This window comes from Bartonella sp. B41, assembly GCF_053795765.1.
In genome coordinates this window covers 325,244-351,899 of sequence record NZ_CP200037.1, presented here as the reverse complement: position 1 = coordinate 351,899, position 26,656 = coordinate 325,244, and the positions used below count along the sequence as shown (strand labels likewise).

Genomic DNA, 26,656 nt, shown 5'->3' with positions numbered 1-26,656 from the left:
GCCAATACTTTAAAAACACGCTTAATGGATAATCTAAGATCACCATGAAACGCAAGTCGAATATAAACCAGACATAAGAAAATCTAATTCCTTGAACCAATTTTTATCAAACTCATCTTACCAACGTAAATATTAATCCTTTTTTGGCTCCTTCTTTTTATTTGCAACCTTTTTTGTACCTTTTTCTTTCCTTGAAGATTTTTCTCCTGCTAAATTCAACTCATCTTCTTTCATTAATTCTTCAACCGTAACTTCCTTATCAATGACTTTTATCTGCGTTAACAAATAATCAATAACCTTTTCTTCATAAATCGGAGCACGTAAATTTGCAACAGCCTCCGGTGTATTACGGAAAAAATCCATAATCTCTTTCTCTCGCCCAGGATACTGACGAACCTGATCAAAAACAGCTGCCTTTACTTCATCCTCACTTATTTTCACACCAACCTTTATACCAATTTCTGAAAGTACCAAACCAAGACGAACACGACGCTGCGCTAATTTACGATATTCCTCCCGTGCACACTCTTCCGTGAGTCCCTCATCTTCAAAACTACTTTCTGCCTTTTTTAAATCATCATTAACCTGCTTCCATATGTTATTAAACTCAATTTCTAAAAGTCCTTCAGGAATTTCAAAATTATAATCAGCATCCAAGGCATCAAGAATTTGACGTTTAATTTTTTGTCGTGTCATTGAACCATACTGATTTTCAATTTGTCCATGAACAACTTCACGCAAGCGATCCAAAGACTCTAAACCAAGTTTTTTAGCAGCTTCATCGTCAATCTTTATCTCATCTGGTTTAGAAATAGCCTTAACCTTAATATCAAATTCTGCATCCTTACCAGCTAAATGAGCCGCACTATAATCATCAGGGAACTTAACAGAAATCGTTGTTGTATCACCTGCTTTTACACCGACTAACTGCTCTTCAAAACCAGGGATAAACTGCTTTGATCCAAGGACTAATTGTGCATCATTGCCACTTCCACCATCGAACAGAATGCCTTCAATTTTACCAACATAATCTATCGTAACACGATCACCTTCTTCAGAAGCACAATTTTTTGGTGAATAATTACGAGTAGAAGAAATGATACGCTCCACTTGCGCATCAACCTCTTGTTCAGGAATAATTGCAATTTCACGAATAATTTCAATATTCTTAAAATCTTTAATCTCAATTTTTGGGACAACCTCGTACTTTAAACTGAAAACAAAATCAGCTTCACCATCTAAAATTTTCTCATTTTCAACTATATCAATTTTTGGCTGCATTGCTGAACGTTCACCGCGATCCGCCAAAATAGAATGCGGAGCATCCCCGATAATTTCATTAATAATTTCTGCCATAAACGACTTACCGTACATCTTTCGTAAATGTACAGCAGGAACCTTACCAGGACGGAAGCCATTAAGCCTGACTTTACCCTTAGCACTATTTAACCGTTCATTTAGCTTTTTTTCCAAATCTCTTGCTGGAACCACGATCTCAATTTCGCGCTTCAGTCCTTCATTAAGTATCTCAGTAATCTGCATCAAACAACCTTCATTTTTCTGAAAAGAGGAACAACCCACTCTGATAATAATTGCATCGTTAATACCTAAATCAAATCACCATGAAGCGTACTTCCAAACACACAAAAACCATGGTATCAGAGGATTTTTTTGGTGCGGATGGAGGGACTCGAACCCCCACGGTCTCCCGCCAGAACCTAAATCTGGTGCGTCTACCAATTTCGCCACATCCGCCCAAACTCATAAACCAATAACTCATATAAGCGGCGTTTCTATACCATTAATTCAGGAAAAAAAGCAAATAAATATATTTAAAATCTATACTTTTCAGATAGAATTGCTTCAGCTAAAAATATGCTATGTTTAATAAAATTAATATTCCCATTCACGTTATTGGAGGCGGCCTTGCAGGTAGTGAAGCAAGTTGGCAAATTGCTCAATCAGGAATTCCCGTCATCTTGCACGAAATGCGACCTGAAAAAAAATCTGACGCCCATAAAACAGATAAATTTGCAGAACTCGTCTGTTCAAACTCTTTCCGTTCCGATGATTCACTGACAAATGCTGTAGGACTTCTACATGCCGAAATGCGATTAGCAAGATCCCTAATTATGAAATCTGCAGATTCCAATAAAGTACCAGCTGGAAGCGCACTAGCCGTCGATCGTAATGAATTTTCTAAGACCGTCACATCTGCACTTGAAAATCATCCTCTTATAACTATAGAGCGTGGAGAGGTTTGTAAAATTTCCCCAAATTGGCATAAAATTATCATTGCAACTGGCCCTCTTACCTCACCAACATTTGCTCAAACAATACAAGAAATAACTGGAACAAAATCGCTCTCCTTCTTTGATGCCATAGCACCAATTGTATATACTGATAGCGTTAATATGAACATATGTTGGTATCAATCTCGTTATGATAAAATTGGACCTGTAGGAACGGGAAAAGATTATCTCAATTGTCCTCTTAATAAAAAACAGTACGAGACATTTGTTCAAGAATTGAAAAACGCGCAAAAAACAGAATTTCGTGACTTTGAAAAAAGTCCATATTTTGATGGATGTCTGCCAATCGAAATTATGGCTGAACGTGGACTTGAAACCTTAAGACATGGCCCCATGAAACCTATGGGATTAACCAATTCTCATAATCCAACAATTAAACCCTATGCCGTTATCCAATTACGACAAGACAATAAGCTTGGAACCCTCTATAATATGGTAGGCTTTCAAACAAAATTAAAATACAGTGAACAAATTCGCATTTTTAGAATGATCCCTGGTCTTGAAAAAGCGGAATTTGCGCGCCTCGGTGGACTTCATCGCAATACCTATATTAATTCGCCAACTGTTCTTGATAAAACTCTTTGTCTGCAAAAAAATCCTCAAATTTGTTTTGCTGGACAAATAACAGGATGTGAAGGTTATGTAGAATCAGCAGCAATAGGACTCCTTGCTGGACGCTTCGCTGCTGCTGAGTACAAAAACAATCACCACTCCTTACCACCATTAACTACGGCACTTGGAGCTCTTTTAAACCATATAACAGGTGGACACATAACAACCGAAGAAACAGAAAAAATGTCTTTTCAACCTATGAATATCAATTTTGGACTTTTCCCGCCTATTGCTTCTATAAAAAAATCATACAAGCACTTACCAAGTGGAGAAAGAAAATTAGCAAAAAAGCAAGCCATTGCAGCCAGAGCCTTAGCTGATTGTATACAGTGGTTAAACAATTAAAACAAAAAATAACTTCCTAAACTATTACCGTCTTTAACTTTCATGCGAGATATGCATATCTCCTGACCTTCGACCATTTTAAAAAAAACTGCTACCATTCAACAAAATATACCCAAACATCCGCTAGAGGATCTCTTTTTATTTCATATTGTATATTAATCATCATAATTTATCAAAAACATAAAATAACCGTAATAATAAAAAATAGATAAATAACTAGAAAGCAGCACAATCACACTTTAATTTTTGCTAGCAAACCTCATTTCAGCAGAAAATGACGCCACATTTTTTCATAATAAAATACAAAATAACTATTTATAATTTTTACTATCCTCTAAAATGAAAAATTTTATTTAAATGTTTTTAAAAATATCTATCGCCCATAATACTTCTAGAAAATAAATATTACAAAATTATTGAAAACAAACACTAAAACCCCTTGAAAAAACCCGCTTACAATAAATCGGGTTTTCTAATAAATGAGTTCTTCCGTAAAGTGTAAATTATTTTTTATTAACAGCCTCTTTAAGACTTTTTCCTGCAGAAAATTTAGGTACAGAACGTGCTGGAATACTGATTTCAGCGCCTGTCGAAGGATTACGCCCCTTTGTAGCAGCACGATGAGAAACTTCGAAAGAACCAAAACCTGGAAGACGAACATCTCCTCCTGATGCCAAAGATTCTGTTACAGAAGAGATAAAAGCGTCAATAACAGATCCAGCTTGAGCTTTTGAAACACCCGCCTTTTCAGCAACTGAGCTAATTAGTTCACTTTTATTCATTAAATATTTCCTTTCCCTATATTATCGGATAACACAGTTAAACAAGTTATCAAGCAGTTTATTGAAAAGTACAGCAAACAGAAGTCTTATTTTTATTCAATACATTCTTTTTTTAGTAACAATCATAGTTATTCACGGAATTTTTTACTTTTTTTAAATAAACAAAGAAAAAAATAATAAAAATAGCGTCTATAACTTTAAAAATGCAACAATGAATCAGTGCGCAATCTGCATCCCTCCATTGTCACTTTCCGTTCTAACCGCTGCAGCTACTGTAGAGGGTTCAGTCCATTCAATAGCATCAGGAGAACGAACTAAAGCATGTTTAAGAACTTCACTTACATGACTTACCGGAATAACTTCCATACTATTTTTGACATCATCTGGAATATCAATCAAATCCTTTGCGTTCTCTTCAGGAATAAGTACTCTTTTTATACCTCCTCGAAGAGCTGCAAGCAATTTTTCTTTCAATCCACCAATTGGTAAAATGCGCCCTCGCAAAGTAATTTCCCCAGTCATCGCAATATCTTTGTGTACAGCTATCCCTGTTAACACAGAAACAATCGCTGTTACCATTGCAATTCCAGCAGATGGACCATCTTTTGGTGTAGCCCCTTCTGGAACATGGACATGAATATCCCGCTTATCAAAGAGAGGTGGCTCGATACCAAAATCAACAGCACGAAAACGCACGTAAGACGCTGCTGCAGAAATTGACTCCTTCATGATATCACGCAAATTTCCAGTTACTGTCATTTTGCCTTTTCCTGGCATCATAACACCCTCAATGGTTAATAACTCTCCACCAACTTCAGTCCACGCAAGCCCAGTAACAATACCAACCTGATTTTCACCTTCAATCTGGCTGTAACGATAACGCTTAACGCCCAAAAAATCATCAATATTGTCTTCTGTAATCTTCACAGATTTTTGATGTGTTTTAAAAATTTTTGTCACTGATTTACGTGCCATCTTCATTAATTCACGCTCAAGATTACGAACACCCGCTTCCCGTGTATAGTATTGTATAATTGACCTGATTGCATCATCAGAAACACTAAACTCTCGTTTAGATAAACAATGATCTTTCAATGCCTTTGGCAAAAGATGCCTCTTAACAATTTCCATCTTTTCACATTCAGTATAGCCAGCAATACGAATAATTTCCATCCGATCCATCAATGGACTTGGAATATTAAGCGTGTTCGCTGTTGCAACAAACATAACATCGGAAAGATCATATTCTACTTCTAAATAGTGATCAATAAATGCACCATTTTGTTCAGGATCAAGAACCTCTAATAGAGCTGATGAGGGATCTCCACGAAAATCTTGCCCCATTTTATCAATTTCATCGAGCAAAAAAAGTGGATTAGATTTTTTAGCCTTTTTCATAGACTGAATAATTTTCCCAGGCATGGAACCAATGTAAGTTCTGCGATGTCCACGAATTTCTGCTTCATCTCGAACACCTCCCAATGAAATACGAACATACTCACGCCCTGTTGCTTTTGTAATAGAGCGCGCAAGAGATGTTTTTCCAACACCTGGAGGACCAAGCAAACAAATAATAGGCCCCTTTATTTTTGACGCTCGATTTTGCACTGCCAGATACTCAATAATTCTTTCCTTCACCTTTTCAAGACCAAAATGCTCATTGTTCATAATCTTTTCTGCAAAGTTTAAATCATTTTTAATCTTAGATTTTTTCCCCCAAGGTATTGCCAAAAGCCAATCAAGATAATTACGAACAACCGTTGCTTCTGCAGACATAGGTGACATATTACGCAATTTTTTAAGCTCTGCGACAGCCTTTTCGTGCGCCTCCTTGGAAAACTTAGTTTTTGTGATTCGTTCTTCTAATTCAGACAATTCATCGCGACTATCATCACCCGCCCCTAACTCTTTCTGAATAGCTTTCATCTGCTCATTGAGATAGTATTCCCGCTGATTTTTTTCCATTTGCCGTTTTACATGAGAACGAATACGCTTTTCAACTTGCAAAACAGAAATCTCTCCTTCCATAAAAGATAGAATACGTTCAAGACGATCTCGTACAGATAACAAAGCTAATATTTCCTGTTTTTCAGAAAGCTTAATTACCAAATGTGATGCTATAGTATCAGCAAGCTTGGACGGATCATCAATCTGACTAACCGCATTAACAACCTCAGGAGAAATTTTTTTATTAAGTTTTACATAATTTTCAAAATAAGAAATCACCGATCGAGAGAGAGCTTCAACCTCAACGGCATTTTCTTTAAATTCTTCCGTTACAGTTGCAAAGGCCTGATGATAGTCTTCATTATCAGTAAATTGTTTAATTTTTGCACGTGCAGTACCTTCAACCAAAACTTTTACAGTTCCATCAGGAAGCTTTAGAAGCTGAAGAACGTTAGCAAACGTACCAATATCGTAAATATCTCCCGATTGTGGATCTTCATCAGCAGCATTTTTCTGCGTAACCAACAATATCTGCTTATCAGACGCCATTGCTCCTTCAAGAGCGCGAATAGATTTTTCTCGTCCCACAAAAAGAGGAACAATCATGTGCGGGAAGACAACAATATCACGAAGAGGCAAAACAGCATAAAGCCCCTCCATTACCTCATCTGTCTTTTCATCAATATACTGCATAATTCTCCTTTCTGGAGCCTATTATATACCCATTACCACAAGGCCCGCACCCTTAAAAAGATACCTCTTCACAATGCATGAAGTGGGAACTACAAACATATAAATCAAGCACCATGTTCATAATATCCAGAAATACCTGCCTTTAAACGGCATTCATTTTATATCATACAATATTTACGCTGATACGTTTTCTTTGTCTTCTGTACGTTCTGAATAAATATAAAGAGGGCGAGCTTTTCCATCAACAACATCGCTCGAAACTACCACCTTTTGAACACCTTCAAGAGCTGGTAGCTCAAACATAGTCTCAAGAAGTATCTTTTCCATAATAGAACGTAAACCGCGTGCACCAGTCTTGCGTTCAATCGCTTTCTTAGCAATAACTTGTAACGCATCTTCATGAAATGATAATTCCACGTTTTCCATCTCGAAAAGACGTTGATATTGCCTAACCAACGCATTTTTTGGTTGTGATAAAATCTGAACAAGCGCATCAACATCCAAGTCTTCTAAGGTAGCGATAATTGGAAGACGGCCAATAAACTCTGGTATTAAACCAAATTTAATAAGATCCTCAGGCTCCAAATCACGCAGAACTTCACCAATACAGCGCTCATCAGGTGTCTTAATAGTTGCAGAAAAACCAATAGCGACTTTTTCTCCACGATCTGAAATAATCCGTTCCAAGCCAGCAAAAGCACCCCCACAAATAAACAAAATATTTGTTGTATCAACCTGAAGAAATTCTTGCTGTGGGTGCTTACGTCCACCCTGTGGAGGAACAGAAGCAACAGTCCCCTCCATAATCTTTAACAACGCTTGCTGCACACCTTCCCCAGAAACATCCCTTGTAATAGAGGGGTTCTCAGCTTTACGAGAAATTTTATCAACTTCATCAATATACACAATACCACGTTGCGCACGTTCAACGTTATAATCAGCAGCCTGAAGAAGCTTCAAAATAATATTTTCAACATCTTCACCTACATACCCTGCTTCGGTTAAAGTTGTTGCATCAGCCATCGTAAAAGGAACATCGATAATGCGCGCTAATGTTTGTGCTAAATAAGTTTTACCACAACCCGTTGGGCCAACCAACAAAATGTTCGATTTTGTCAATTCAATATCATTGCTCTTAGACTGATGCGCAAGCCGCTTATAATGATTATGAACAGCAACAGAAAGAACGCGCTTTGCGTGCCACTGACCAATAACGTAATCATCAAGAACCGTGATAATTTCCTGTGGAGTAGGAACACCATCACGTGCCTTAATCCCAGAAGATTTATTTTCTTCACGAATGATATCCATGCAAAGCTCTACGCATTCATCACAAATGAACACAGCAGGACCTGCAATGAGCTTACGCACCTCATGCTGACTTTTGCCGCAGAATGAGCAATAGAGAGTATTTTTTGGTTCGCCCCCACTATTGCTAATTTTGCTCATCTCATTTTCCTTTCACCATGAAATATGAATACTTCATTTTTTCAAATAAAACTTATTACAACTAAAAGACATATACAAAACTATCCACATCACAATATATTTAGGTATTTTTTTGTTATTTCTGTTATTCTCGCAGTAACTTCACAAAGCTCTCTATTAAAATATCTTCTATTTTATATAAAAATTCTTAATCTTTTTCCTTTTTTTCAGTTTCTGTACGATATTGTATGACATCGTCTACTAAACCAAATTGTTTTGCCTCTTCTGCTGTCATAAAATGATCACGATCAAGAGTCCTCTCAATAACTTCATAATCTTGACCCGTATGCTGAACATAAATTTCATTTAAACGCTGTTTCATCTTTATAATGTCCTGCGCATGCCTTTCAATATCTGAGGCCTGACCTTGGAAACCACCAGATGGTTGATGTACCATAATGCGTGCATTCGGCAATACAAAACGGTGTCCCTTCGCTCCAGCTGTTAAAAGCAATGATCCCATTGATGCCGCTTGCCCCATGCAAAGAGTAGAAACGGGGGGGCGAATAAACTGCATCGTATCATAAATAGCCATACCAGATGTTACAACACCACCTGGTGAATTAATATAAAGGCTAATTTCCTTTTTAGGATTTTCCGCTTCTAAAAAAAGCAACTGCGCACAAACAAGCATTGCCATACCATCCTCAACGGGACCATTAATAAAAATAATCCGCTCTTTTAAAAGACGAGAAAAAATATCATAAGCTCGCTCACCGCGATTAGTTTGCTCAACAACCATAGGAACAAGATTTAATGCCGTTTTCATTGGGTCACTCATGTTTTTACTTCCATCTATCTAAGAATCGCTTTTCATATGTTTAATTTTCTACCCATAGGCTAACACTGCTCTTTTACGCAAGATGAAATCAACACCATTCAAGCAAGCTTCAATTACTTTGACTAAGATGATGAAAACCCTCCAGAGATCCTTAAGTGATCTTCACATTTACGGATGTAAAATTCTATCCAACTCAAACTTGCAAACAATTCAATATCAAAAATTAAAGCAAAAAAATGCATCTAACTTTTTGATTTATCCAACAACAATAATGAAAAAATATTTTTCTCCCTTGCTTAATGAAAAATACAATGTTTGGCAAATCACAAAATATCACTATTATAAAATATCGTAGCTCGAAATCATCTCAATAAAATCAATTCCCTTTTTTCAATTAAAATGCTTCAAAGCAGGACTCGAAAATATTCGAGTCTGATAAGCAATCTTAAACACCTTTATAATAGGGTTATTAAGAAGCAAATAAAACACACAAAAAGCCATCCCTACAGCATTTTTCTTTAATAAACCAAATTTTATCAAAATTTGAACAACATGTTTAACCCAATAAGCTGTTCGTATATATCTAAAAACACCGTTGCTATTTCACAAATATGATACTGATAATTGAAATTTATTTCCTACTCCTACCACAAGAAAAACTTAGATTGAGGCATTCAAACGGCCAAACATGAAAAATTTGCCGGATTTATATAACAAATAGGACTTTTCTACTTTACACGGGCGAAAATCCCAATACACTGTACAGCTTTAACTGTTAAAATAAAAATTAGCCTTACCAAGCTACCCTCCATCCCAGAACACAAACGTCCATAAAAGATGCATATGTCAAAAATATTCTAAGCTGACACGAAACAATTGCTCAACATCACGAACGCTGTCAGCAAGAGAAAAAATTACTATCCGATCACCAGGCAAAATATGTGTATCCGCAGAAAGCTGTACTATCGTTTTGTTACGGTAAATAGCGCCAATTCTTAAACCTTCTGACAATTTTAATTCTGACAGTGGTTTACCAACTAATGAAGAAGTTTGCATTACTTCAGCCTCAATAATTTCTGCCTGACCATTTAAAACTGAATGAACAGCACGAATACGACCACGACGCATTTGTTGTAAAATTTTCGATATGGTCACGCTATGAGGATTAAGATATGCATCCACACCAACTGCACGGCTAAATTCTTGGTAGGCAACATTATTGATCAACACCATATTTGCTTTGCATCCAAGTCTTTTCGCAATAATAGCGCTCAATAAATTCACTTGATCCTGATTTGTTAGTGTAATCATTAAATCAGCTTGATCAATTCCAGCTTCTTTAAGAAGAGCAGGATCTAACACATTACCATATAAAACTGTCGTTTTTTCAAGCTGATCAGTAATTGTTAATGCCCTCTCTCTATCCGATTCTATAATTTTCAATCTTAACTTATGCAGACGCTTTTCAATAGCCTGAGCGACATAAAGACCTATATGGCCTCCTCCAGCAATAACCATACGATGGGCATCCTGCTCCTTATGACCAAAAAGCCCAACTGCACGACGCATTTGATCACGAGCAACAACAAGATAAGTTATATCACCAACGCGTAGTTGCGTATCTGAATGCGCTACCATTAATTCTGAGCCACGCTTGATGGCAACAACTATTGTACAAAGATCTGGGAAAAGCTCCGTTAATTGACGCAATGGTGTATTAACAATCGGGCAATCTTCCATACATTCCAAAGCTAATGCAACAATCTCATCATTACAAAAATGCAAAACATCTATTGCACCAGGTAGAGCAATACGACGCAAAACCATTTCTCCAACTTCAACTTCTGGTGAAATAACTACATCAATTGGAATATTTTCTCTGGCAAAAAGCATCTTATAGTGTGGCTCTAAATAAGACTGTGAACGAATGCGTGCTATTTTTGTTGGAATATTGAACAATGAATGTGCAACCTGACAAGCCACCATATTGACTTCATCAAATAAGGTCACTGCAATTAACATATCAGCCTTATCTGCACCTGCTGCCAAAAGTACCTCAGGCCGCGAACCATGACCAATAAAACCTCTAACATCCAACGAATCAATAATTTTTTCAATCAAGATCGCTTCAATATCAATGACAGTAACATCATGATTCTCAGCAGCAAGACGATCCGCTATCCCATAACCGACCTGCCCTGCTCCACAAATAATAACACGCATAATTTTATGAAACTCCAAGCGCTTTAATCTTACGGTGCAAAGCAGAACGCTCCATACCTATAAATTCAGCTGTACGCGATATATTTCCACCAAAGCGTCCAATTTGCGCTACTAAATACTTCTTTTCGAACAATTCTCGCGCTTCTCGTAGTGGTAAATCCATTACACTTTCATCTACATCCATCTGAAGACGTGGTAAAGAATCACTCATTTCTATAGGAAGGGACTCCGCTGTTATTGGACCATCACCATCACGAATAAGAATTAGAAGACGCTCAATATTATTTCGTAACTGTCGTACATTCCCTGGCCAAGCTTGCATTTGCAAAATAGCTATAACATCATCACTAATTTCACGTGGCCTAATACCAACTTGATGCGATATTTTTTTTATAAAATAACGCACAAGATCTGGAATATCTTCACGGCGCGCAGAAAGGGGAGGAACAGAAACAGGAACGACTGAAAGACGATGAAAAAGATCTTCTCTGAAATGCCCGTCAGCAATGAGATTTTCAAGATTTTGCACAGTCGAAGAAATGATGCGCACATCTACTTTAACACGTTTTGTGCCACCAACCCTCTCGAATGTCTGACTCGTTAATACTCGAAGAATCTTACTTTGAGTCTCGCGGGGCATATCTGCAATTTCATCAAGATACAATATTCCACCATGAGCTTCCTCTAATGCACCAATTTTGCGTTCACCACCCTCCATTTCATTACCAAATAATTCTATTTCCATTCTTTCTGAGGTGATTGTTGCTGCATTTATTGTAACAAATGGCCCATTTGAACGCGCTGAAAGCGCATGGATAGCGCGCGCCACCATTTCTTTTCCAGCACCTGAAGGACCTGTAATCATAATACGGCTATTTGTTGGTGCTACTTTTTCTATAGTTTGACGCAAATGTTTCATAACAGATGACGTCCCAAGCAATTCCGGTGTCTCGTTCGAACGCTTTTGCAGTTCCGAAAGCTCCCGTTTTAATTTTGAATTTTCAAGAGTCCGCTCAGCAACCAATACAAGCCGATCCGCTTTAAAAGGCTTTTCAATAAAATCATACGCTCCTCGTTTTATAGCAGAAACAGCTGTTTCAATATTGCCATGACCAGAAATCATAATCACTGGAAGAGCAGGATACCGCGTTTTAATTTCATCGAGCAATCCTAAGCCATCAATACGGCTTCCTTGTAACCAAATATCCAAAAAAATAAGCTTTGGAACACGCTCACTAATTTGTGCCAATGCTTCATCAGAATTACATGCAACACGTGTTTCATAGCCTTCATCATCTAAAATTCCAGCAACAAGCTCACGAATGTCTGATTCATCATCAACAATTAAGATATCTGATACCATTTTGTTTCCCTATCTCATGCTTTGTAACTTTGCAATGCCATCTTGCTCAACTCCATTCTCTGGAAATACCAAACGGATCATCGCGCCACGCCCCTCATAAAAACTCTTTGGTGCATCATGCAGCTCCATATAACCACCATGATCCTCAATAACCTTGCGTACGATAGCTAATCCGAGCCCTGTACCCTTTTCTCGTGTTGTTATATATGGTTCTAATAATTTTTGCCTTTGCTCTTTAGGGAGCCCTTTCCCGTTATCAATAACATCCACAATCAAAAATTCTTCTTGGCAATAAGAACGCACAAGAATATGACCACGAGTGCCCTCCTCCCGCACGACTGCATCAATAGCTTCACTTGCATTTTTTATAACATTACAAAATGCTTGAACAATGAGACGATTATCAAATGCACCAATAAGTGGTATATTTCCTAAATCTTTCTCAAAATGAATATCATGTCGAGCAACTTCTATCAAGAAACATGCTTCGCGGAGCAATCCGCGAATATCTAGAATACGCATTTTTGGTTTAGGCATACGTGCAAAGGAAGAAAACTCATCAACCATACGCCCAATATCACCAACTTGTCGAATAATTGTCTCAATACACCGCTCAAAAACATCTCTATCCTGCGTAATAACCTTATCGTAACGTTTACGAATGCGTTCCGCTGATAGTTGAATAGGTGTAAGTGGATTTTTAATTTCATGGGCAATCCTACGTGCAATATCTGCCCATGCTGATGAACGCTGAGCTTCAACAAGATCCGTAATATCATCAATTGTTAAGACCCAAGATTGACCTTGCCCATCATCCTCTTCCATTGTAATTTGCACATTACAAACGCGTTCTTGTCCAGCAACACTCAGACTTACTTGCTCACGATGATTTTTACGACCTAACGAACGCGCCAATTCAAAAACTTTTCCGATTTCAGTACTTAACGATAAAATACTTTGTCCAATCACTTGTTCAGAACGAATACCAAACATCGCTTCAATGGATCGATTAATGATTGTAATAGCGCCATTATCATCAATTCCCGCAACACCAGCTGTTACACCTGATAAAACAGCCTCAGAAAAGCGCCTTCTTTCATCAATTTGATCACGAACTGCAATCAACTCATTACGCCGGCTCTTCAATTCACTTACCATATAGTTAAAAGTTTTCGATAATTGCCCGATATCCCCATCCTTTGCACGAACCGGCACAAGAACCTCCATATTTCCAGAAGCCACATCATCAGCCGCACCAATAAGAAGGCGAATAGGCCGAACTAAGCGATCAGCAACAGCAATACCAGCCCAAATAGCCGAAAGAAATAAGCTAAAAAAGAGACATAAATAAAGCATACCAAATGCAATTTGCATAGGAAGACGATTTTCATTTAAATCTCGATAATTATCTGTATTTACTTCCGTTAAACGCAAAGCCGACAAAACATCTTTATCAACATCACGCACCAAATATAAAAATGTGTTTTGAATATTGGTAAATTTTAAAATAATACCAAAATAATCGTGAATACCTGGTTGAAAAGAAAATGGCCTCGTGCTAGTTGCTCGTCCAATGAGATTAGGTGGAGGGATAGGTAGCTTGTCCTCATTACCCAAGTCGCTCGATATAAAAATGGTTCCGTTCGAGCTTAATAAAAATGCACCACGAAGATTGCGCCCTGCTGCGTGACGTGTTAGCTGCGTTTTGTATGCAGCTGGATTACGCTCTAAAAGCTTCCTATTATCCAGTGCAAATGCCATAGCGTAAGATAAATTCTTCAAATTTTGAAGCATTTCATCCGCATAAGCATTCGCCAAATCGATAGAAGAGCCCACAATTTGTCGAGTTGTCGTATCAAACCATCTGTCCAATCCTAAATTAAGCGCAGGACCTGATACAAGAGCAACAGCTACAGCCGGAACAGTTGCAACAAGAGCAAATAAAGAAATAAGACGTACATGAAGACGTGAGCCAGCACGTCTTGATCGCCACGCACGAATAATAGGAATCATCTCGTAAAAGACGATTACTACAAGTCCTAAAATCCAAACACTATTAATTCCTATTAGAACTAGAGTCACAATCCGACTAGGAACAACAGGAGTTAATCCTATAAGAATGATAAATGATACAGAAGCTGTTAACAAAGCCAATACGATAATTGTGACACCTAAAAATATATACATCTTACTTAAGCGATAAAGCTCATCGTTGTAAGTAATTTTGCCAGCATTTTTAAAATTGGTTAGGAGTGTTGTATTCATGATTCGCTTACGTTATTTATTCTCTGCTCCATATAGCTCTCTACGACAAAAATTGACAATACCGGTGCTGTGTTTAAAATACGGCTAATCTAGTAAATAAAGGAAGAGTTTCTATATTTTCAAAATACATTTTAAATAAACAGAATTTTCTGGTATTTTACAGAGGAGGTGAAATGCGGTTAACCAGGCAAACGAATTATGCACTCCGAATGCTCATGTACTGTGCAGATAATCATGGATCTTTAAGTCGTGTTCCAGAAATTGCTAAGGTGCATTCTGTTTCTGAGCTTTTTTTGTTTAAAATCCTCCAACTTCTTGTTGAAGCAGGTTTTATACAGACAGTACGAGGACGTAATGGTGGAATTAAATTAGCTAAACCTGCAACAGAGATTTCGGTGGCTGATGTTGTAAAAGTAACGGAAGATAGCTTTTCCATGGCAGAGTGTTTCGATACTGAAGAGCCTAATTGTCCATTGGTAGATTTTTGTAATTTAAATACTGCACTTCGAAAAGCATTGGATGCTTTTTTTAGTGTATTATCAGTGACATCTATTGCTGATCTGCAACAACCATCCTTTCGAAATCAATTTAAAATTGATAACCATAAAATAATTAACTGAGATAATAAAAAGGAAATTAAATATTTCTATTGCAGCTGTAATATTAGCCGCTGGACGCGGAAAAAGAGCAGGATCTCTGCAAAAAACTCCAAAACAATATCGGCTTTTAGGAAAAGAACCGGTTATCCGTCATACTATACGTTGTTTTTTGCAGCATCAATCCATTACAACAATTGTGCTGGTTATTCATCCAGACGATCATCAAATTTGTGCACAAGCTATAGAACCCATTAAAGAGCACCTTATAGTTGTTGACGGAGGTAACACGCGTCAAATCTCTACCTTATGTGGACTTCATGCACTTAAAAACATAAAACCCCAATATGTTCATATTCATGATGGTGCACGTCCCTTCATTGAAAACAGTCTCCTTGAGCAGATCCATGCTACCGTTAATAACAGAGAAGGTGTACTTCCCGCTCTTGCCATCTCTGATACTCTTAAACGCATAAATAATACACACAATATTTTAGAGACTATCTCACGCACTGATCTTTATAGTGCGCAAACCCCACAATGCTTTCCATTCAAAAAAATCTTAGCTGCTCATGAAAAAGCAAGAAAATCCTGCAAATATGATTTTACGGATGATTCTGCAATTGCAGAATGGTTTGGTATCTCCATGCGAATGATTCCTGGAGCACCCAACAATATAAAAATTACATGGAACGAAGATTTTGATACTGCACATTTATATCTCCAAATATATCTCCAAAAAAAAATGAAAATGTTTCCTGATATCCGCACTGGAAATGGTTATGATGTTCACGCTTTTGAGGAAGGAACTTCCATTACATTATGTGGCATAACAATTCCCTTCCACAAAAAATTAAACGGACACTCAGATTCTGACGTTGCTCTTCATGCGCTAACTGATGCCCTTCTTGCTACCCGTGGTGCAGGAGATATTGGTACACATTTCCCCCCCTCTGACCCTCAATGGAAAAACAAATCATCAGATTTTTTTTTACATCATGCAATTGATATTGTTAAGAAAGCAGGTGGCCGTATTGCCAATGTTGATATTACACTGATTGCTGAAAATCCTAAAATTAGCTCCTACCGTTCTGTAATGGTAGAAAACCTTATGAATATATTTTCAATTTCATCTGATCGAATCTCCATCAAAGCAACAACAAATGAAAAACTAGGATTTATTGGTCGTGGAGAAGGTATTGCTGCTCTCGCAACTGCTACCGTCCTTTATCCTGGAGAAATTCCAACATGATATGTTTCTGTAAAAAGCAAGCACAAGAAGTACTTAATGCTTGTCGTTCAAAAGGTCTGCTTTTAACGACTGTTGAGTCTTGTACAGGAGGACTTATCTCTGCAAACCTTACCAATATTGCAGGATCATCAGATATATTTGATTGTGGATTTATTGTTTATTCAAATGAATCTAAGATGCGTCTCGTTGGTGTATGCTCTGAACTTATAAAAACGTATGGAGCTGTTTCAAAAGAAGTTGCTATTGCAATGGCTGATGGTGGATTAAAATATTCAAACGCCGATATTGCAATTTCTGTCACGGGAATTGCAGGACCTAGTGGAGCATGTCTTGATAAACCTATAGGACTTGTGCATTTTGCAATTGCTTACAAAAATCATGAAACTGTGCACACAGAAATGTTTTTCAAAAATATTAATCGCAACGCCATTCGCCATGCTGCTGTCAAAAATTCCTTAGATATGATCTTAAAATCTCTTCAATGATATTTCTTACAACCAAACTTGACATGTGGAAAAATCAAATCAATGAATTATGCCATTGGAAAACCATAAATTTGATGAGCACGTCTTTCAAAAGAATCTGTAAATTTATGAAATGCAATATCAAACATTGACCCCATTACTAAACTAAGCATTCTGCTTTTAAACTCATAATCAATAAAAAATTTTACATTGCATGCATTTGTATTTTCAATAGGCTGAAATGACCAATGATTTTCAAGATATTTGAATGGACCGTCAATGTATTTAACCTCTATGAGATTTTCCCTCGGATGAAGCAATACTGTGGTTGTAAAAGTCTCTCGAATAATCGAGTAACCAACTGTCATATCAGCGAGAAGCAATGTCTTTTCTCCACATTCTTTTCGAGAACGTATTGTTAAGGCTTCACACATTGGCAAAAATTCAGGATAACGTTCTATATCTGAAACAAGATCAAACATCTCACAGGCTTTATGAGAAATTTGCCGGTATGTTGTAAAAGTCGGCATGATTATCTCTGAAAAGCAAATTTTTCATCACGAGCTTTTTGCAAAACTTCAAAATCATCTCCAGCATGATGAGATGAACGTGTTAAAGGATGGGAAGCCATATGCAAAAAACCCTTTACTTTACCAATCTTAGCAAAAGACTCAAATTCTTCAGGACGCACAAAACGAATAACTGGATGATGCTTTCGTGTAGGCTGCAAATATTGTCCAATTGTCATAAAGTCAACATCAGCAGAACGTAAATCATCCATTAATTGAAGAACTTCATTCCGCTCTTCTCCAAGACCAACCATAATTCCTGATTTCGTGAAAATTGTTGGATCAAGTTCTTTAGCGCGCTGTAATAACCGAATTGAATGAAAATAACGCGCCCCTGGACGAACTTTCAAATATTTAGACGGGACTGTTTCCAAATTATGATTAAAAACATCAGGTTTAGCAGCAACAACAATTTCCAAAGCTCCATCCTTATGACGAAAATCAGGAGTAAGAACTTCAATTGTTGTTCTTGGAGCCTTTTTACGAATAGCATAAATAACTTTCGCAAAATGCTGTGCGCCACCATCAGAAAGGTCATCACGATCAACAGATGTAATAACAACATGTTTTAATTCCATCTGAGCAACCGCATCCGCTACACGTTCTGGTTCATCATTATCAACTGCTTGTGGAATACCTGTTGCAACATTGCAAAAAGCACAGGCACGCGTGCATATCTCACCCAAAATCATGAAGCTAGCATGACGCTGACTCCAACATTCACCAATATTTGGACACCCTGCTTCCTCACATACAGTTACTAACTTATTGGCACGTACAATACCGTACGTTTCTTTATATACCTGCGATGTTGGCGCTTTCACACGAATCCAATCCGGTTTTTTGGGTATGCTCGTATCTGGACGATGTGCTTTTTCAGGATGACGCAAGCGCCTATTTGTAACTCTATCAACAACCGTAACCATTTAAGCCTCTATCTTGTAAATATGGAATGCTTATAAAAAACCATAAAATACAAGATTTTTCATAAAATCTAGCTATCAAGCATTCAAAACCCGACCATAAGCATCCAATACACTCTCTTTTATCATTTCTGACAATGTTGGATGTGGAAAGACAGTACGCATCAATTCTTCTTCTGTTGTTTCAAGATTCATAGCAATCACAAAACCTTGAATCAACTCTGTTACCTCTGCCCCTACCATATGGGCACCAAGAAGCTGACCTGTTTTTTTATCAAAAATAGTTTTTACTAACCCATGATCTTCGCCTAAAGCAATAGCTTTTCCATTCGCAGAAAAAGAATAACGGCCAACACGCACATCGTAACCAGCTTCTTTTGCTGCCACTTCCGATAATCCCACAGAAGCAACTTGTGGTGTGCAGTACGTGCACCCTGGAATTCTCTTCTTATCAAGTGGATGAACATTCTTTAAGCCCGCAAGATGTTCTATGCATATCACACCTTCTTCTTCTGCTTTATGTGCCAGCATAGGGGCACCAGAGACATCACCAATAGCATAAATTCCCTCCAAACCTGTCCAACTCCATTCATCAGTCATAATGTATCCACGATCGGTTTTAATACCCAATGATTCTAATCCAAGATTTTCAATATTACCCTGAACCCCAACAGCTGAAATCAACCGATCAACCGTGATTATTTCTGTTTTACCTTTAACTTCAATACAAGCTGTTACAGAATTAGAGGATTTTTCAATTTTTGTTACTTTTGCTTCAGTAAAAATTTGGATACCCTTTTTCTCCAATTTCTTACGAGCAAATGCTGAAATTTCCGTATCTTCAGCTGGCATAATATGAGGCATCATTTCCACAACGGTTACATCAGCTCCCATATCATGATAAAAAGAGGAAAATTCAATGCCAATTGCTCCTGATCCAACAACCAAGATAGATTTTGGCATTGTAGGTGGCGTCATGGCTTCAAAATAAGTCCAAATAAGCTTTTTATCTGGCTCAATACCGGGAAGAATACGAGGACGAGCTCCAGTCGCAATAATCACGTATTTTGCTTGATAAATCCCATTTCCTAGAGCCCCTTTAGGCACTGAATTTTGCGGCTGCATAATCTCTTTAGATGATAAAGAAACTGTAATCTCTGCAAACTTACTTCCTTTAGCTCCTCTAGTTATTTTTGCTTCACCCCAAATAATATCGATTTTGTTTTTTTTCATGAGAAAATCAACACCGGCATTTAAACGAGCAGAAATGCTGCGCGAACGTGCAACAACATCTTGTATATTCACTTCAATCGAGCCATTGAGACTTAATCCATAATCTTTTGCATTCTCAGCAAAATGCTTTATCTCTGCTGACCTTAAAAGAGCCTTTGTTGGAATACAGCCCCAATTTAAGCAAATCCCTCCCAAATGTTCACGTTCAACGATCGCAGTCTTAAAACCACACTGAGCTGCACGAATTGCAGTTACATATCCGCCAGGTCCAGAGCCAATCACAATTACATCATAAAGATTTTCCACAGTAATTCCTCCATAGATATGAAAAAACAGATGCACCTTCTCTGAACTTAAAATTAAAAATCAACATAACAAGACCCTCTCATGTCTTTCATTATTTCTAATTTCCACAAGAATGTCTCTACAAAATCAAACGAAAAGACAATATCTCTGCTCATACACAATACATGTAAAATGCTCAAATTAACATTGCCAGTGGATTTTCAATAATCTTCTGGAAAGTTCGTGAAAGCTTTGCTGCTAGCGCACCATCAATAGCACGATGATCAACAGAAAGTGTAACCGACATAACCGTTGCAATTGTCAACGAACTATTTCTAACAACCGCACGCTGTTCACCTGCACCGACAGCAAAAATCGTCGCATGTGGTGGATTAAGAATAGCAGAAAAACTTTTTACCCCATACATTCCCATATTTGATACAGCTGTTGTTCCCCCCTGATATTCTTCCATTTTTAGCTTATGCTCACGTGCACGCTTTGTAAAATCCTTCATTTCTTGAGAGATAACTGATAAAGATTTCTTCTCTGCATGACGAATGATCGGTGTAATTAATCCGTTCGAAATGGAAACTGCAACCCCCACATCACAGTGCTTGTGATGCAATATTCCACCTTCAAGCCAAGACACGTTAGCATCAGGAACGGCTTTTAAAGAAAGCGCTATAGCTTTAATGACCATATCGTTAACTGAAATCTTATGAACAAAGCTAGATCCTTCTTGCGTCTTAATTGTTGAGTCAACAGCATTTAGCTGCGCACGCAATTCCAATAATGCATCAAGTTCACAATCTACGGTTATGTAAAAATGTGGTACTTTCTGTTTTGATTCTACTAAACGTTTAGCAATTATTTTACGCATATTATTATGAGGGACAAATGCGTATTCATCTTCTTTAAAGAGCTGCAATATTTGTTTATCAGAAATGCCTATAGTCATCGAATTCATATCTTGAAATGAATAAGAATCGCTCGAAATGCCACTGCTTATGGCTTTTTCTATATCGCGCTTGATAATACGTCCATGCGGACCACTACCAGAAATAGATGATAAATCCAAACCAGCATTTGCTGCTAGACGACGCGCTAAAGGAGATGAAAAAAGACAACTATTCTCTCTACCTTTTTGTATTAATTGCTTATTTAACTCCGGATGGCTTATTGCCACCTCCTTTGAATCTATCTGTTCTACGATCTCTGATTCTTTAGCTTCAGAACAAAATTCTTCTCCTGCAACCCTAGAAGCTTCAGCTAAATCTTCATTTTCTTCTGCTAAAATAGCGATTAAAGTATTAACTTTTATACCCTGTGCTCCAGCGGGAACAACAATCTTAGCAACTGTCCCTTCATCAACAGCTTCCACTTCCATTGTTGCTTTATCGGTTTCAATTTCAGCAATCACATCACCAGAAAAAACCTTATCTCCCTCCTGAACATTCCACTTTGATAAATTTCCCTCTTCCATTGTAGGGGAAAGCGCTGGCATCGTAATCTTAATAGGCATGGTGCTTCTCTCCGTTATGCTCTGTAAGTGACAGCCTTAACAGCTTCAACAATTTCTGCAATGTTGGGCAAAGCCAATTTTTCAAGATTAGCGGCATAAGGCAAAGGAACGTCCTTGCCAGCAATTGTAGCAACCGGTGCATCGAGATAATCGAATGCCTGTTGCATAATACGAGTAGCTATTTCGGTACCAACAGATGATTGAGGATACCCCTCTTCAATCGTGACCAAGCGACCTGTCTTTTTAACTGAAGTAAGAATTGTAGGAAGATCCATTGGACGAATGGTTCGTAAATCAATTAATTCAACATCAATACCAAGTCTTTCAATTTCCGGTAATGCTTGAACTGCATAATGCATCCCAATCCCATATGCAACAAGTGTTGCATCTCGGCCTACCTTATGAATACGTGCCTTACCAATAGGTAAAACAAAATCATCAATTTGAGGAACATCAAATTGATGACCATACAAAATTTCATTTTCAAGAAAAATAACAGGATTGTCATCACGAATGGCAGCCTTTAACAAACCCTTTGCGTCCGCAGCACTATAAGGCATAACAACTTTAAGCCCAGGAATATGGCTATACCATGCAGCATAACACTGAGAATGCTGAGCCCCTACACGCGCGGCAGCACCATTGGGACCACGAAAAACTATCGGTGAAGACATTTGTCCACCAGACATATAACGAGTCTTTGCTGCAGAATTGATAATTTGATCAATCGCCTGCATAGCAAAATTAAATGTCATAAACTCAACGATAGGACGTAATCCTCCGAATGCGGCACCAATAGCCAACCCTGCAAAACCATGTTCTGTAATTGGCGTATCAATAACTCGACGCTCGCCAAACTCTTCTAACAAACCTTGACTAACTTTGTAAGCACCCTGATATTGGGCAACTTCTTCTCCTAACAAAAAAACCGTCTCATCACGCCTCATTTCTTCAGCCATAGCCTGATTGAGAGCTTCGCGTACTGTCATAGTAACGGTTTGTGTTCCTGTTGGAATATCTAAATTAGAGGTAGCACCAAAAGTCAAAGTATTCGATACTTCTGCAGCAGAAGAGGAAGATCTTACACTCGTTTCTCTATGACCATCTAAAGAAGCAGTGCGTAAAACATCTTCAGCACTCTCCCCTTCTTCTAATAAAACTGCAATAACAGTGTTTACTTTCACTCTTTCAGAACCTTCAAGTACAAAAATTTTGCCAATGATTCCTTCATCGACAGCTTCTACTTCCATTGTTGCTTTATCGGTTTCAATTTCAGCAATCACATCACCAGAACGAACTGAATCACCTTCTTTCTTGAGCCATTTAGACAATTTACCCTCTTCCATCGTTGGAGAAAGTGCTGGCATCAAAATATTTATAGACATACTTGCTTCCCTCGCATCACACTAAAACGTCAGTATAGAGCTCAGAAGCATCTGGCTCCTTATCCATTTGTGCAAAATTTGCTGCATCAGCAACAATCGCACGCACCTCTTTATCAATAGATTTTAAATCATCTTCGCTGGCCAAACCTTGTTCAAGAATCCGATTTTTTACCTGATCAATCGGATCACATTCCTCTTTTATTTTTTGAACCTCTTCCTTCGATCGGTATTTTGCTGGATCAGACATAGAATGACCACGATAACGATAGGTTTGCATATCAAGAATAATAGGCCCCTTACCAGAACGCGCCCAAGCAATAGCCTCATCAGCAGCTCCTTTTGCCGCTCGAACATCCATACCGTCAACAGCTATACCCGGAATCTCAAAAGAAAGACCGCGACGAGAAAAATCAATATCTGCAGATGCGCGTGCAACTGATGTTCCCATAGCATACTGGTTATTTTCAATAATATAAACAACTGGGAGCTTCCAAAGCGAAGCCATATTAAAACTCTCGTAAACCTGCCCCTGATTTGCAGCACCATCACCAAAATAAACTAACGTCACGCTATTTTTTCCAAGATACTGATTCGAAAATGCTAAACCTGAGCCAATAGGAACCTGTGCACCAACAATGCCATGCCCACCATAAAAATGCTTTTCTTTGGAAAACATATGCATCGAACCACCTTTCCCTTTAGAAAATCCACCTTGACGTCCCGTTAACTCTGCCATTACACCGCGCGGACTCATACCAACCGCTAACATATGACCATGATCGCGATAAGACGTAATAACCTGATCCCCCTCTTTTGTTGCTTTTAGCGTTCCAACAACAACAGCTTCCTGTCCAATATAAAGGTGACAAAATCCACCGATCAGCCCCATGCCGTAAAGTTGTCCTGCCTTTTCTTCAAAACGACGAATCAAAAGCATCTTACTATAAGCATCGAGCTCTTCCTCTTTTGTGAAAGAGGCAATTTGTGCTGTCTTAGTGGTATTTTCTGATGCAGAATGAACTACTGACACAGATTTTTTTTTAAGCCGTTCTGCCATATTAAACTCCCTTTTACGATTATTTAGGAATAACCCTTACGAGTAAAAGTTACAAGCATTATCGATTAGCTCAAATGATATCATAACCAATTGTTTTAAAATATCTTTTTAATTTAATTATTTAAAATTAACTTTTAATGTCATCAAGAGGGATCAAAATTGTCAACTCATTTGGCTTAGAAAAATTCAGATTTTTTCGAACGTATTCGTCTAACATATCCTTTTCAACATTCCCATCGCGTAAAAGAGAAATACGCTTTTCAATAAACAACCGCTCTACCTCAACCTTATGAAGTTCTTCTTCCAACTCAATAATATGCTGATTAACTTTACTGCGTGAATATAAACCATACTCGCCATGATAAATATGATAGCTAAAATAGCTCAAAACCCCTGCTGTCATAAGCGGCAATATAAAGCGTATTTTAGCCGATCTCCGTTTCTGTTTCGTCCACATGAAATAACACAAGCCTTTTAAAATATTTCAGAAGCAGCATGTAGCTTTAGCTAATACACTATCGCAAAACGTTCATGTAAAGATACACACGCCCATCAGACCTTTCCCGTAAAGAAAATAAGCTGCATCACTAATATTTTCTGCTATATGTGAGAAACTTACCAGTTTACGATTTTATTCCCATTCTTTTCAGAAAATCTTCCAGCCACAATAACTATAAAATCAATAATTGCCCAAATACCAGAAATAATTAACCCAATGACTGATAAGGATAAAATAAGCATTAAAGCACCAGTCCAAATCTTACCAACCATAAAACGATGGACACCAAACACACCAGCAAACCAACAAATAAGAGCAAGCATAGCTTTTGATTCTTCTGTCTGTTGTTTAAGTAGTGGAAAGACAGAATTGACAGTCTCACCATCACATACAAAATCAACAGCATCACCAACTTTTGGCAAATCCTTCCCAGACCAATCCCAAGTCGCAAATTGGTAGCGCTTACCATCATCACCTGAAACGAGATAAGTTCCCTGATCCTGGCTAATAATTATACCTCTCATTTTTAACCACCTATAAATAGCTACCCTGAATCATTAATAAAACAGTTCAACTTAACAATAGTAAAATACCATTATTTAAGAGTAATTAACGATGCAACATCCCTGCATAACGAGCCTGTATCCCTAGCATTTCCTCAATGCGAATAAGCTGATTATACTTTGCTAACCGATCCGAACGAGCAAGTGAACCAGTTTTTATTTGCCCACAATTCGTTGCAACTGCAAGATCTGAAATCAGAGAATCCTCTGTTTCACCTGAACGATGAGACACGATAGCACGATAATTTGCCTTATGTGCGATTTCTATTGCATCAAGGGTTTCACTTAATGTTCCAATTTGATTAACTTTAATGAGTATAGAATTGGCAATACCTCTTTCAATTCCATCACGCAAACGCACTGGATTTGTTACAAATAAATCATCACCAACAAGTTGACATTTTTCTCCTATTGCTTCTGTAAGAAGCTTCCAACCTTCCCAATCATCCTCAGCCATCCCATCTTCAATTGTAATTATAGGATAGGTATCAACAAGTTTAGCCAAATATTCCACCTGTTTTTCTATATTACGACATATCCCCTCACCTTTATAAAAATATGAACCATTTTTATAAAATTCTGTTGCAGCACAATCTAAACCAAGAGCAATTTGTTCACCTAGAATATATCCAGATTCAATTATAGATTCCATAATAAAATCAATTGCTTGTTCTGCATTTTTAAATTGAGGTGCAAACCCCCCTTCATCACCAACATTCGTATTATAACCCGCCTCTCTTAAACGCTTTTTCAGTGTATGAAAAACTTCAGCACCATAACGAATCGCCTCTTTTATCGTAGATGCTCCAACGGGAATAATCATAAATTCTTGGAAATCAATCGGATTATCAGCGTGCACGCCACCATTAATGACATTCATCATCGGCGTCGGAAGAATACATGCCTGCGTCCCACCAATGTAACGATATAAAGGTAGGCATGATGATTCTGCAGCAGCCTTTGCTACAGCTAATGAAACACCAAGAATAGCATTAGCACCAAGACGCTCCTTATTTGGTGTTCCATCCAGCGTAATCATTGCTTGATCGATTACTATTTGATCTCTCGCATCTCGCCCACAAATCTCCTTTACAATTTCTTCATTTACAGAAGCAACTGCTTTTTCAACTCCTCTTCCTTGGTAGCGCATACCACCATCACGCAATTCCACAGCTTCATGCGCACCAGTTGACGCCCCCGAAGGAACCATAGCACGACCGAAAGCTCCATCTTCCAAATAAACATCAACCTCTACTGTTGGATTCCCGCGGCTATCAAGGACTTCCCGCCCAACAACATCTATAATAACAGTCACATGAATTTCCTTATTCAAGCTTAACAAAATATTGATTCAGTTTAAAAATCACAATAAATTAAGATATCCTCTACATTATATGTAGTATAATTTACTCATCTTTTTGACACATAATAAAATTCCATAAAAGTCTCAAGCAATCTTCACAAATTATCGATTTTAATTATATTAACATCGTAAAA

21 protein-coding genes and 1 tRNA gene are annotated in these 26,656 nt (G+C 37.8%); 4 read left to right on the top strand and 18 right to left on the bottom strand.

Going from position 1 to position 26,656, the window contains the following annotated elements; translation table 11 throughout:
* Nucleotides 1-132: 132 nt before the first annotated feature.
* Both tig and V4P54_RS01375 read right to left on the bottom strand, forming a co-directional pair.
* Nucleotides 133-1,542: a trigger factor gene (gene tig, locus V4P54_RS01380; RefSeq protein ID WP_455477372.1), complete on the bottom strand. Its 1,410-nt coding sequence runs from the start codon at nucleotides 1,540-1,542 to the stop codon at nucleotides 133-135.
* 130 nt (nucleotides 1,543-1,672) lie between these two features.
* Nucleotides 1,673-1,755: transfer RNA gene (locus tag V4P54_RS01375), tRNA-Leu, on the bottom strand.
* A 125-nt stretch (nucleotides 1,756-1,880) separates the two neighbouring features.
* Here V4P54_RS01375 and trmFO point away from each other — a divergent pair.
* A complete protein-coding gene (gene trmFO, locus V4P54_RS01370; protein ID WP_455477371.1) occupies nucleotides 1,881-3,269 on the top strand; it encodes a methylenetetrahydrofolate--tRNA-(uracil(54)-C(5))-methyltransferase (FADH(2)-oxidizing) TrmFO in 1,389 nt (462 codons plus the stop codon).
* Nucleotides 3,270-3,772: 503 nt separating this feature from the next.
* On the opposite strand, the gene V4P54_RS01365 is transcribed toward trmFO, so the two are convergent.
* The 7 genes from V4P54_RS01365 to V4P54_RS01335 all read right to left on the bottom strand — a co-directional run bounded on the left by V4P54_RS01365 (nucleotide 3,773) and on the right by V4P54_RS01335 (nucleotide 14,811).
* Nucleotides 3,773-4,051 (bottom strand): HU family DNA-binding protein, encoded by a 279-nt coding sequence (locus tag V4P54_RS01365; RefSeq protein ID WP_455477370.1) that lies wholly within the window; start codon nucleotides 4,049-4,051, stop codon nucleotides 3,773-3,775.
* Between the two features lie 216 nt (nucleotides 4,052-4,267).
* Complete coding sequence (gene lon / locus V4P54_RS01360) at nucleotides 4,268-6,691, bottom strand: endopeptidase La (RefSeq protein ID WP_455477369.1); 2,424 nt, start codon at nucleotides 6,689-6,691, stop codon at nucleotides 4,268-4,270.
* 174 nt (nucleotides 6,692-6,865) lie between these two features.
* Nucleotides 6,866-8,140, bottom strand: a complete 1,275-nt coding sequence (gene clpX, locus V4P54_RS01355) for an ATP-dependent Clp protease ATP-binding subunit ClpX (protein WP_455477368.1) — start codon at nucleotides 8,138-8,140, stop codon at nucleotides 6,866-6,868.
* A gap of 187 nt (nucleotides 8,141-8,327) precedes the next feature.
* Complete coding sequence (gene clpP / locus V4P54_RS01350) at nucleotides 8,328-8,960, bottom strand: ATP-dependent Clp endopeptidase proteolytic subunit ClpP (RefSeq protein ID WP_455477367.1); 633 nt, start codon at nucleotides 8,958-8,960, stop codon at nucleotides 8,328-8,330.
* A gap of 846 nt (nucleotides 8,961-9,806) precedes the next feature.
* Nucleotides 9,807-11,183 (bottom strand): Trk system potassium transporter TrkA, encoded by a 1,377-nt coding sequence (gene trkA / locus V4P54_RS01345; protein ID WP_455477366.1) that lies wholly within the window; start codon nucleotides 11,181-11,183, stop codon nucleotides 9,807-9,809.
* Between the two features lie 4 nt (nucleotides 11,184-11,187).
* Nucleotides 11,188-12,546: a nitrogen assimilation response regulator NtrX gene (gene ntrX, locus V4P54_RS01340; protein ID WP_455477365.1), complete on the bottom strand. Its 1,359-nt coding sequence runs from the start codon at nucleotides 12,544-12,546 to the stop codon at nucleotides 11,188-11,190.
* Between the two features lie 9 nt (nucleotides 12,547-12,555).
* Nucleotides 12,556-14,811, bottom strand: coding sequence for an ATP-binding protein (locus V4P54_RS01335; protein WP_455477364.1), 2,256 nt, complete (start codon nucleotides 14,809-14,811; stop codon nucleotides 12,556-12,558).
* Nucleotides 14,812-14,984: 173 nt separating this feature from the next.
* Here V4P54_RS01335 and rirA point away from each other — a divergent pair, with 173 nt between their 5' ends.
* From rirA to V4P54_RS01320, 3 genes are read left to right on the top strand one after another with little or no spacing between them, the layout of a single operon-like run.
* Nucleotides 14,985-15,431 (top strand): iron-responsive transcriptional regulator RirA, encoded by a 447-nt coding sequence (rirA, locus tag V4P54_RS01330; RefSeq protein WP_455477363.1) that lies wholly within the window; start codon nucleotides 14,985-14,987, stop codon nucleotides 15,429-15,431.
* Nucleotides 15,432-15,453: 22 nt separating this feature from the next.
* The gene (locus tag V4P54_RS01325) at nucleotides 15,454-16,659 is read left to right on the top strand and encodes a bifunctional 2-C-methyl-D-erythritol 4-phosphate cytidylyltransferase/2-C-methyl-D-erythritol 2,4-cyclodiphosphate synthase (protein WP_455477649.1); all 1,206 of its coding nucleotides are present in this window, start codon (nucleotides 15,454-15,456) and stop codon (nucleotides 16,657-16,659) included.
* Complete coding sequence (locus V4P54_RS01320) at nucleotides 16,656-17,144, top strand: CinA family protein (RefSeq protein ID WP_455477362.1); 489 nt, start codon at nucleotides 16,656-16,658, stop codon at nucleotides 17,142-17,144. The genes V4P54_RS01325 and V4P54_RS01320 overlap by 4 nt, the downstream gene beginning before the upstream one ends.
* 47 nt (nucleotides 17,145-17,191) lie before the next feature.
* On the opposite strand, the gene V4P54_RS01315 is transcribed toward V4P54_RS01320, so the two are convergent.
* From V4P54_RS01315 to eno, 9 genes are all read right to left on the bottom strand, one after another.
* Nucleotides 17,192-17,653 (bottom strand): type II toxin-antitoxin system RatA family toxin, encoded by a 462-nt coding sequence (locus tag V4P54_RS01315; RefSeq protein WP_455477361.1) that lies wholly within the window; start codon nucleotides 17,651-17,653, stop codon nucleotides 17,192-17,194.
* Between the two features lie 2 nt (nucleotides 17,654-17,655).
* Complete coding sequence (lipA, locus tag V4P54_RS01310; protein ID WP_455477360.1) at nucleotides 17,656-18,618, bottom strand: lipoyl synthase; 963 nt, start codon at nucleotides 18,616-18,618, stop codon at nucleotides 17,656-17,658.
* 75 nt (nucleotides 18,619-18,693) lie between these two features.
* Complete coding sequence (lpdA, locus tag V4P54_RS01305; protein WP_455477359.1) at nucleotides 18,694-20,154, bottom strand: dihydrolipoyl dehydrogenase; 1,461 nt, start codon at nucleotides 20,152-20,154, stop codon at nucleotides 18,694-18,696.
* A gap of 175 nt (nucleotides 20,155-20,329) precedes the next feature.
* Nucleotides 20,330-21,655 carry a pyruvate dehydrogenase complex dihydrolipoamide acetyltransferase gene (locus V4P54_RS01300; protein WP_455477358.1) on the bottom strand — a complete coding sequence of 442 codons (1,326 nt, stop codon included), beginning with the start codon at nucleotides 21,653-21,655 and terminating at the stop codon, nucleotides 20,330-20,332.
* A 14-nt stretch (nucleotides 21,656-21,669) separates the two neighbouring features.
* Nucleotides 21,670-23,001 (bottom strand): pyruvate dehydrogenase complex E1 component subunit beta, encoded by a 1,332-nt coding sequence (locus V4P54_RS01295; protein WP_455477648.1) that lies wholly within the window; start codon nucleotides 22,999-23,001, stop codon nucleotides 21,670-21,672.
* A 55-nt stretch (nucleotides 23,002-23,056) separates the two neighbouring features.
* Complete coding sequence (gene pdhA / locus V4P54_RS01290) at nucleotides 23,057-24,097, bottom strand: pyruvate dehydrogenase (acetyl-transferring) E1 component subunit alpha (protein WP_455477357.1); 1,041 nt, start codon at nucleotides 24,095-24,097, stop codon at nucleotides 23,057-23,059.
* A gap of 127 nt (nucleotides 24,098-24,224) precedes the next feature.
* The gene (locus tag V4P54_RS01285) at nucleotides 24,225-24,554 is read right to left on the bottom strand and encodes an FtsB family cell division protein (protein ID WP_455477356.1); all 330 of its coding nucleotides are present in this window, start codon (nucleotides 24,552-24,554) and stop codon (nucleotides 24,225-24,227) included.
* 158 nt (nucleotides 24,555-24,712) lie between these two features.
* The gene (locus V4P54_RS01280) at nucleotides 24,713-25,120 is read right to left on the bottom strand and encodes a TM2 domain-containing protein (RefSeq protein WP_455477355.1); all 408 of its coding nucleotides are present in this window, start codon (nucleotides 25,118-25,120) and stop codon (nucleotides 24,713-24,715) included.
* Between the two features lie 85 nt (nucleotides 25,121-25,205).
* Nucleotides 25,206-26,474: a phosphopyruvate hydratase gene (gene eno / locus V4P54_RS01275; protein WP_455477354.1), complete on the bottom strand. Its 1,269-nt coding sequence runs from the start codon at nucleotides 26,472-26,474 to the stop codon at nucleotides 25,206-25,208.
* Nucleotides 26,475-26,656 lie beyond the last annotated feature (182 nt).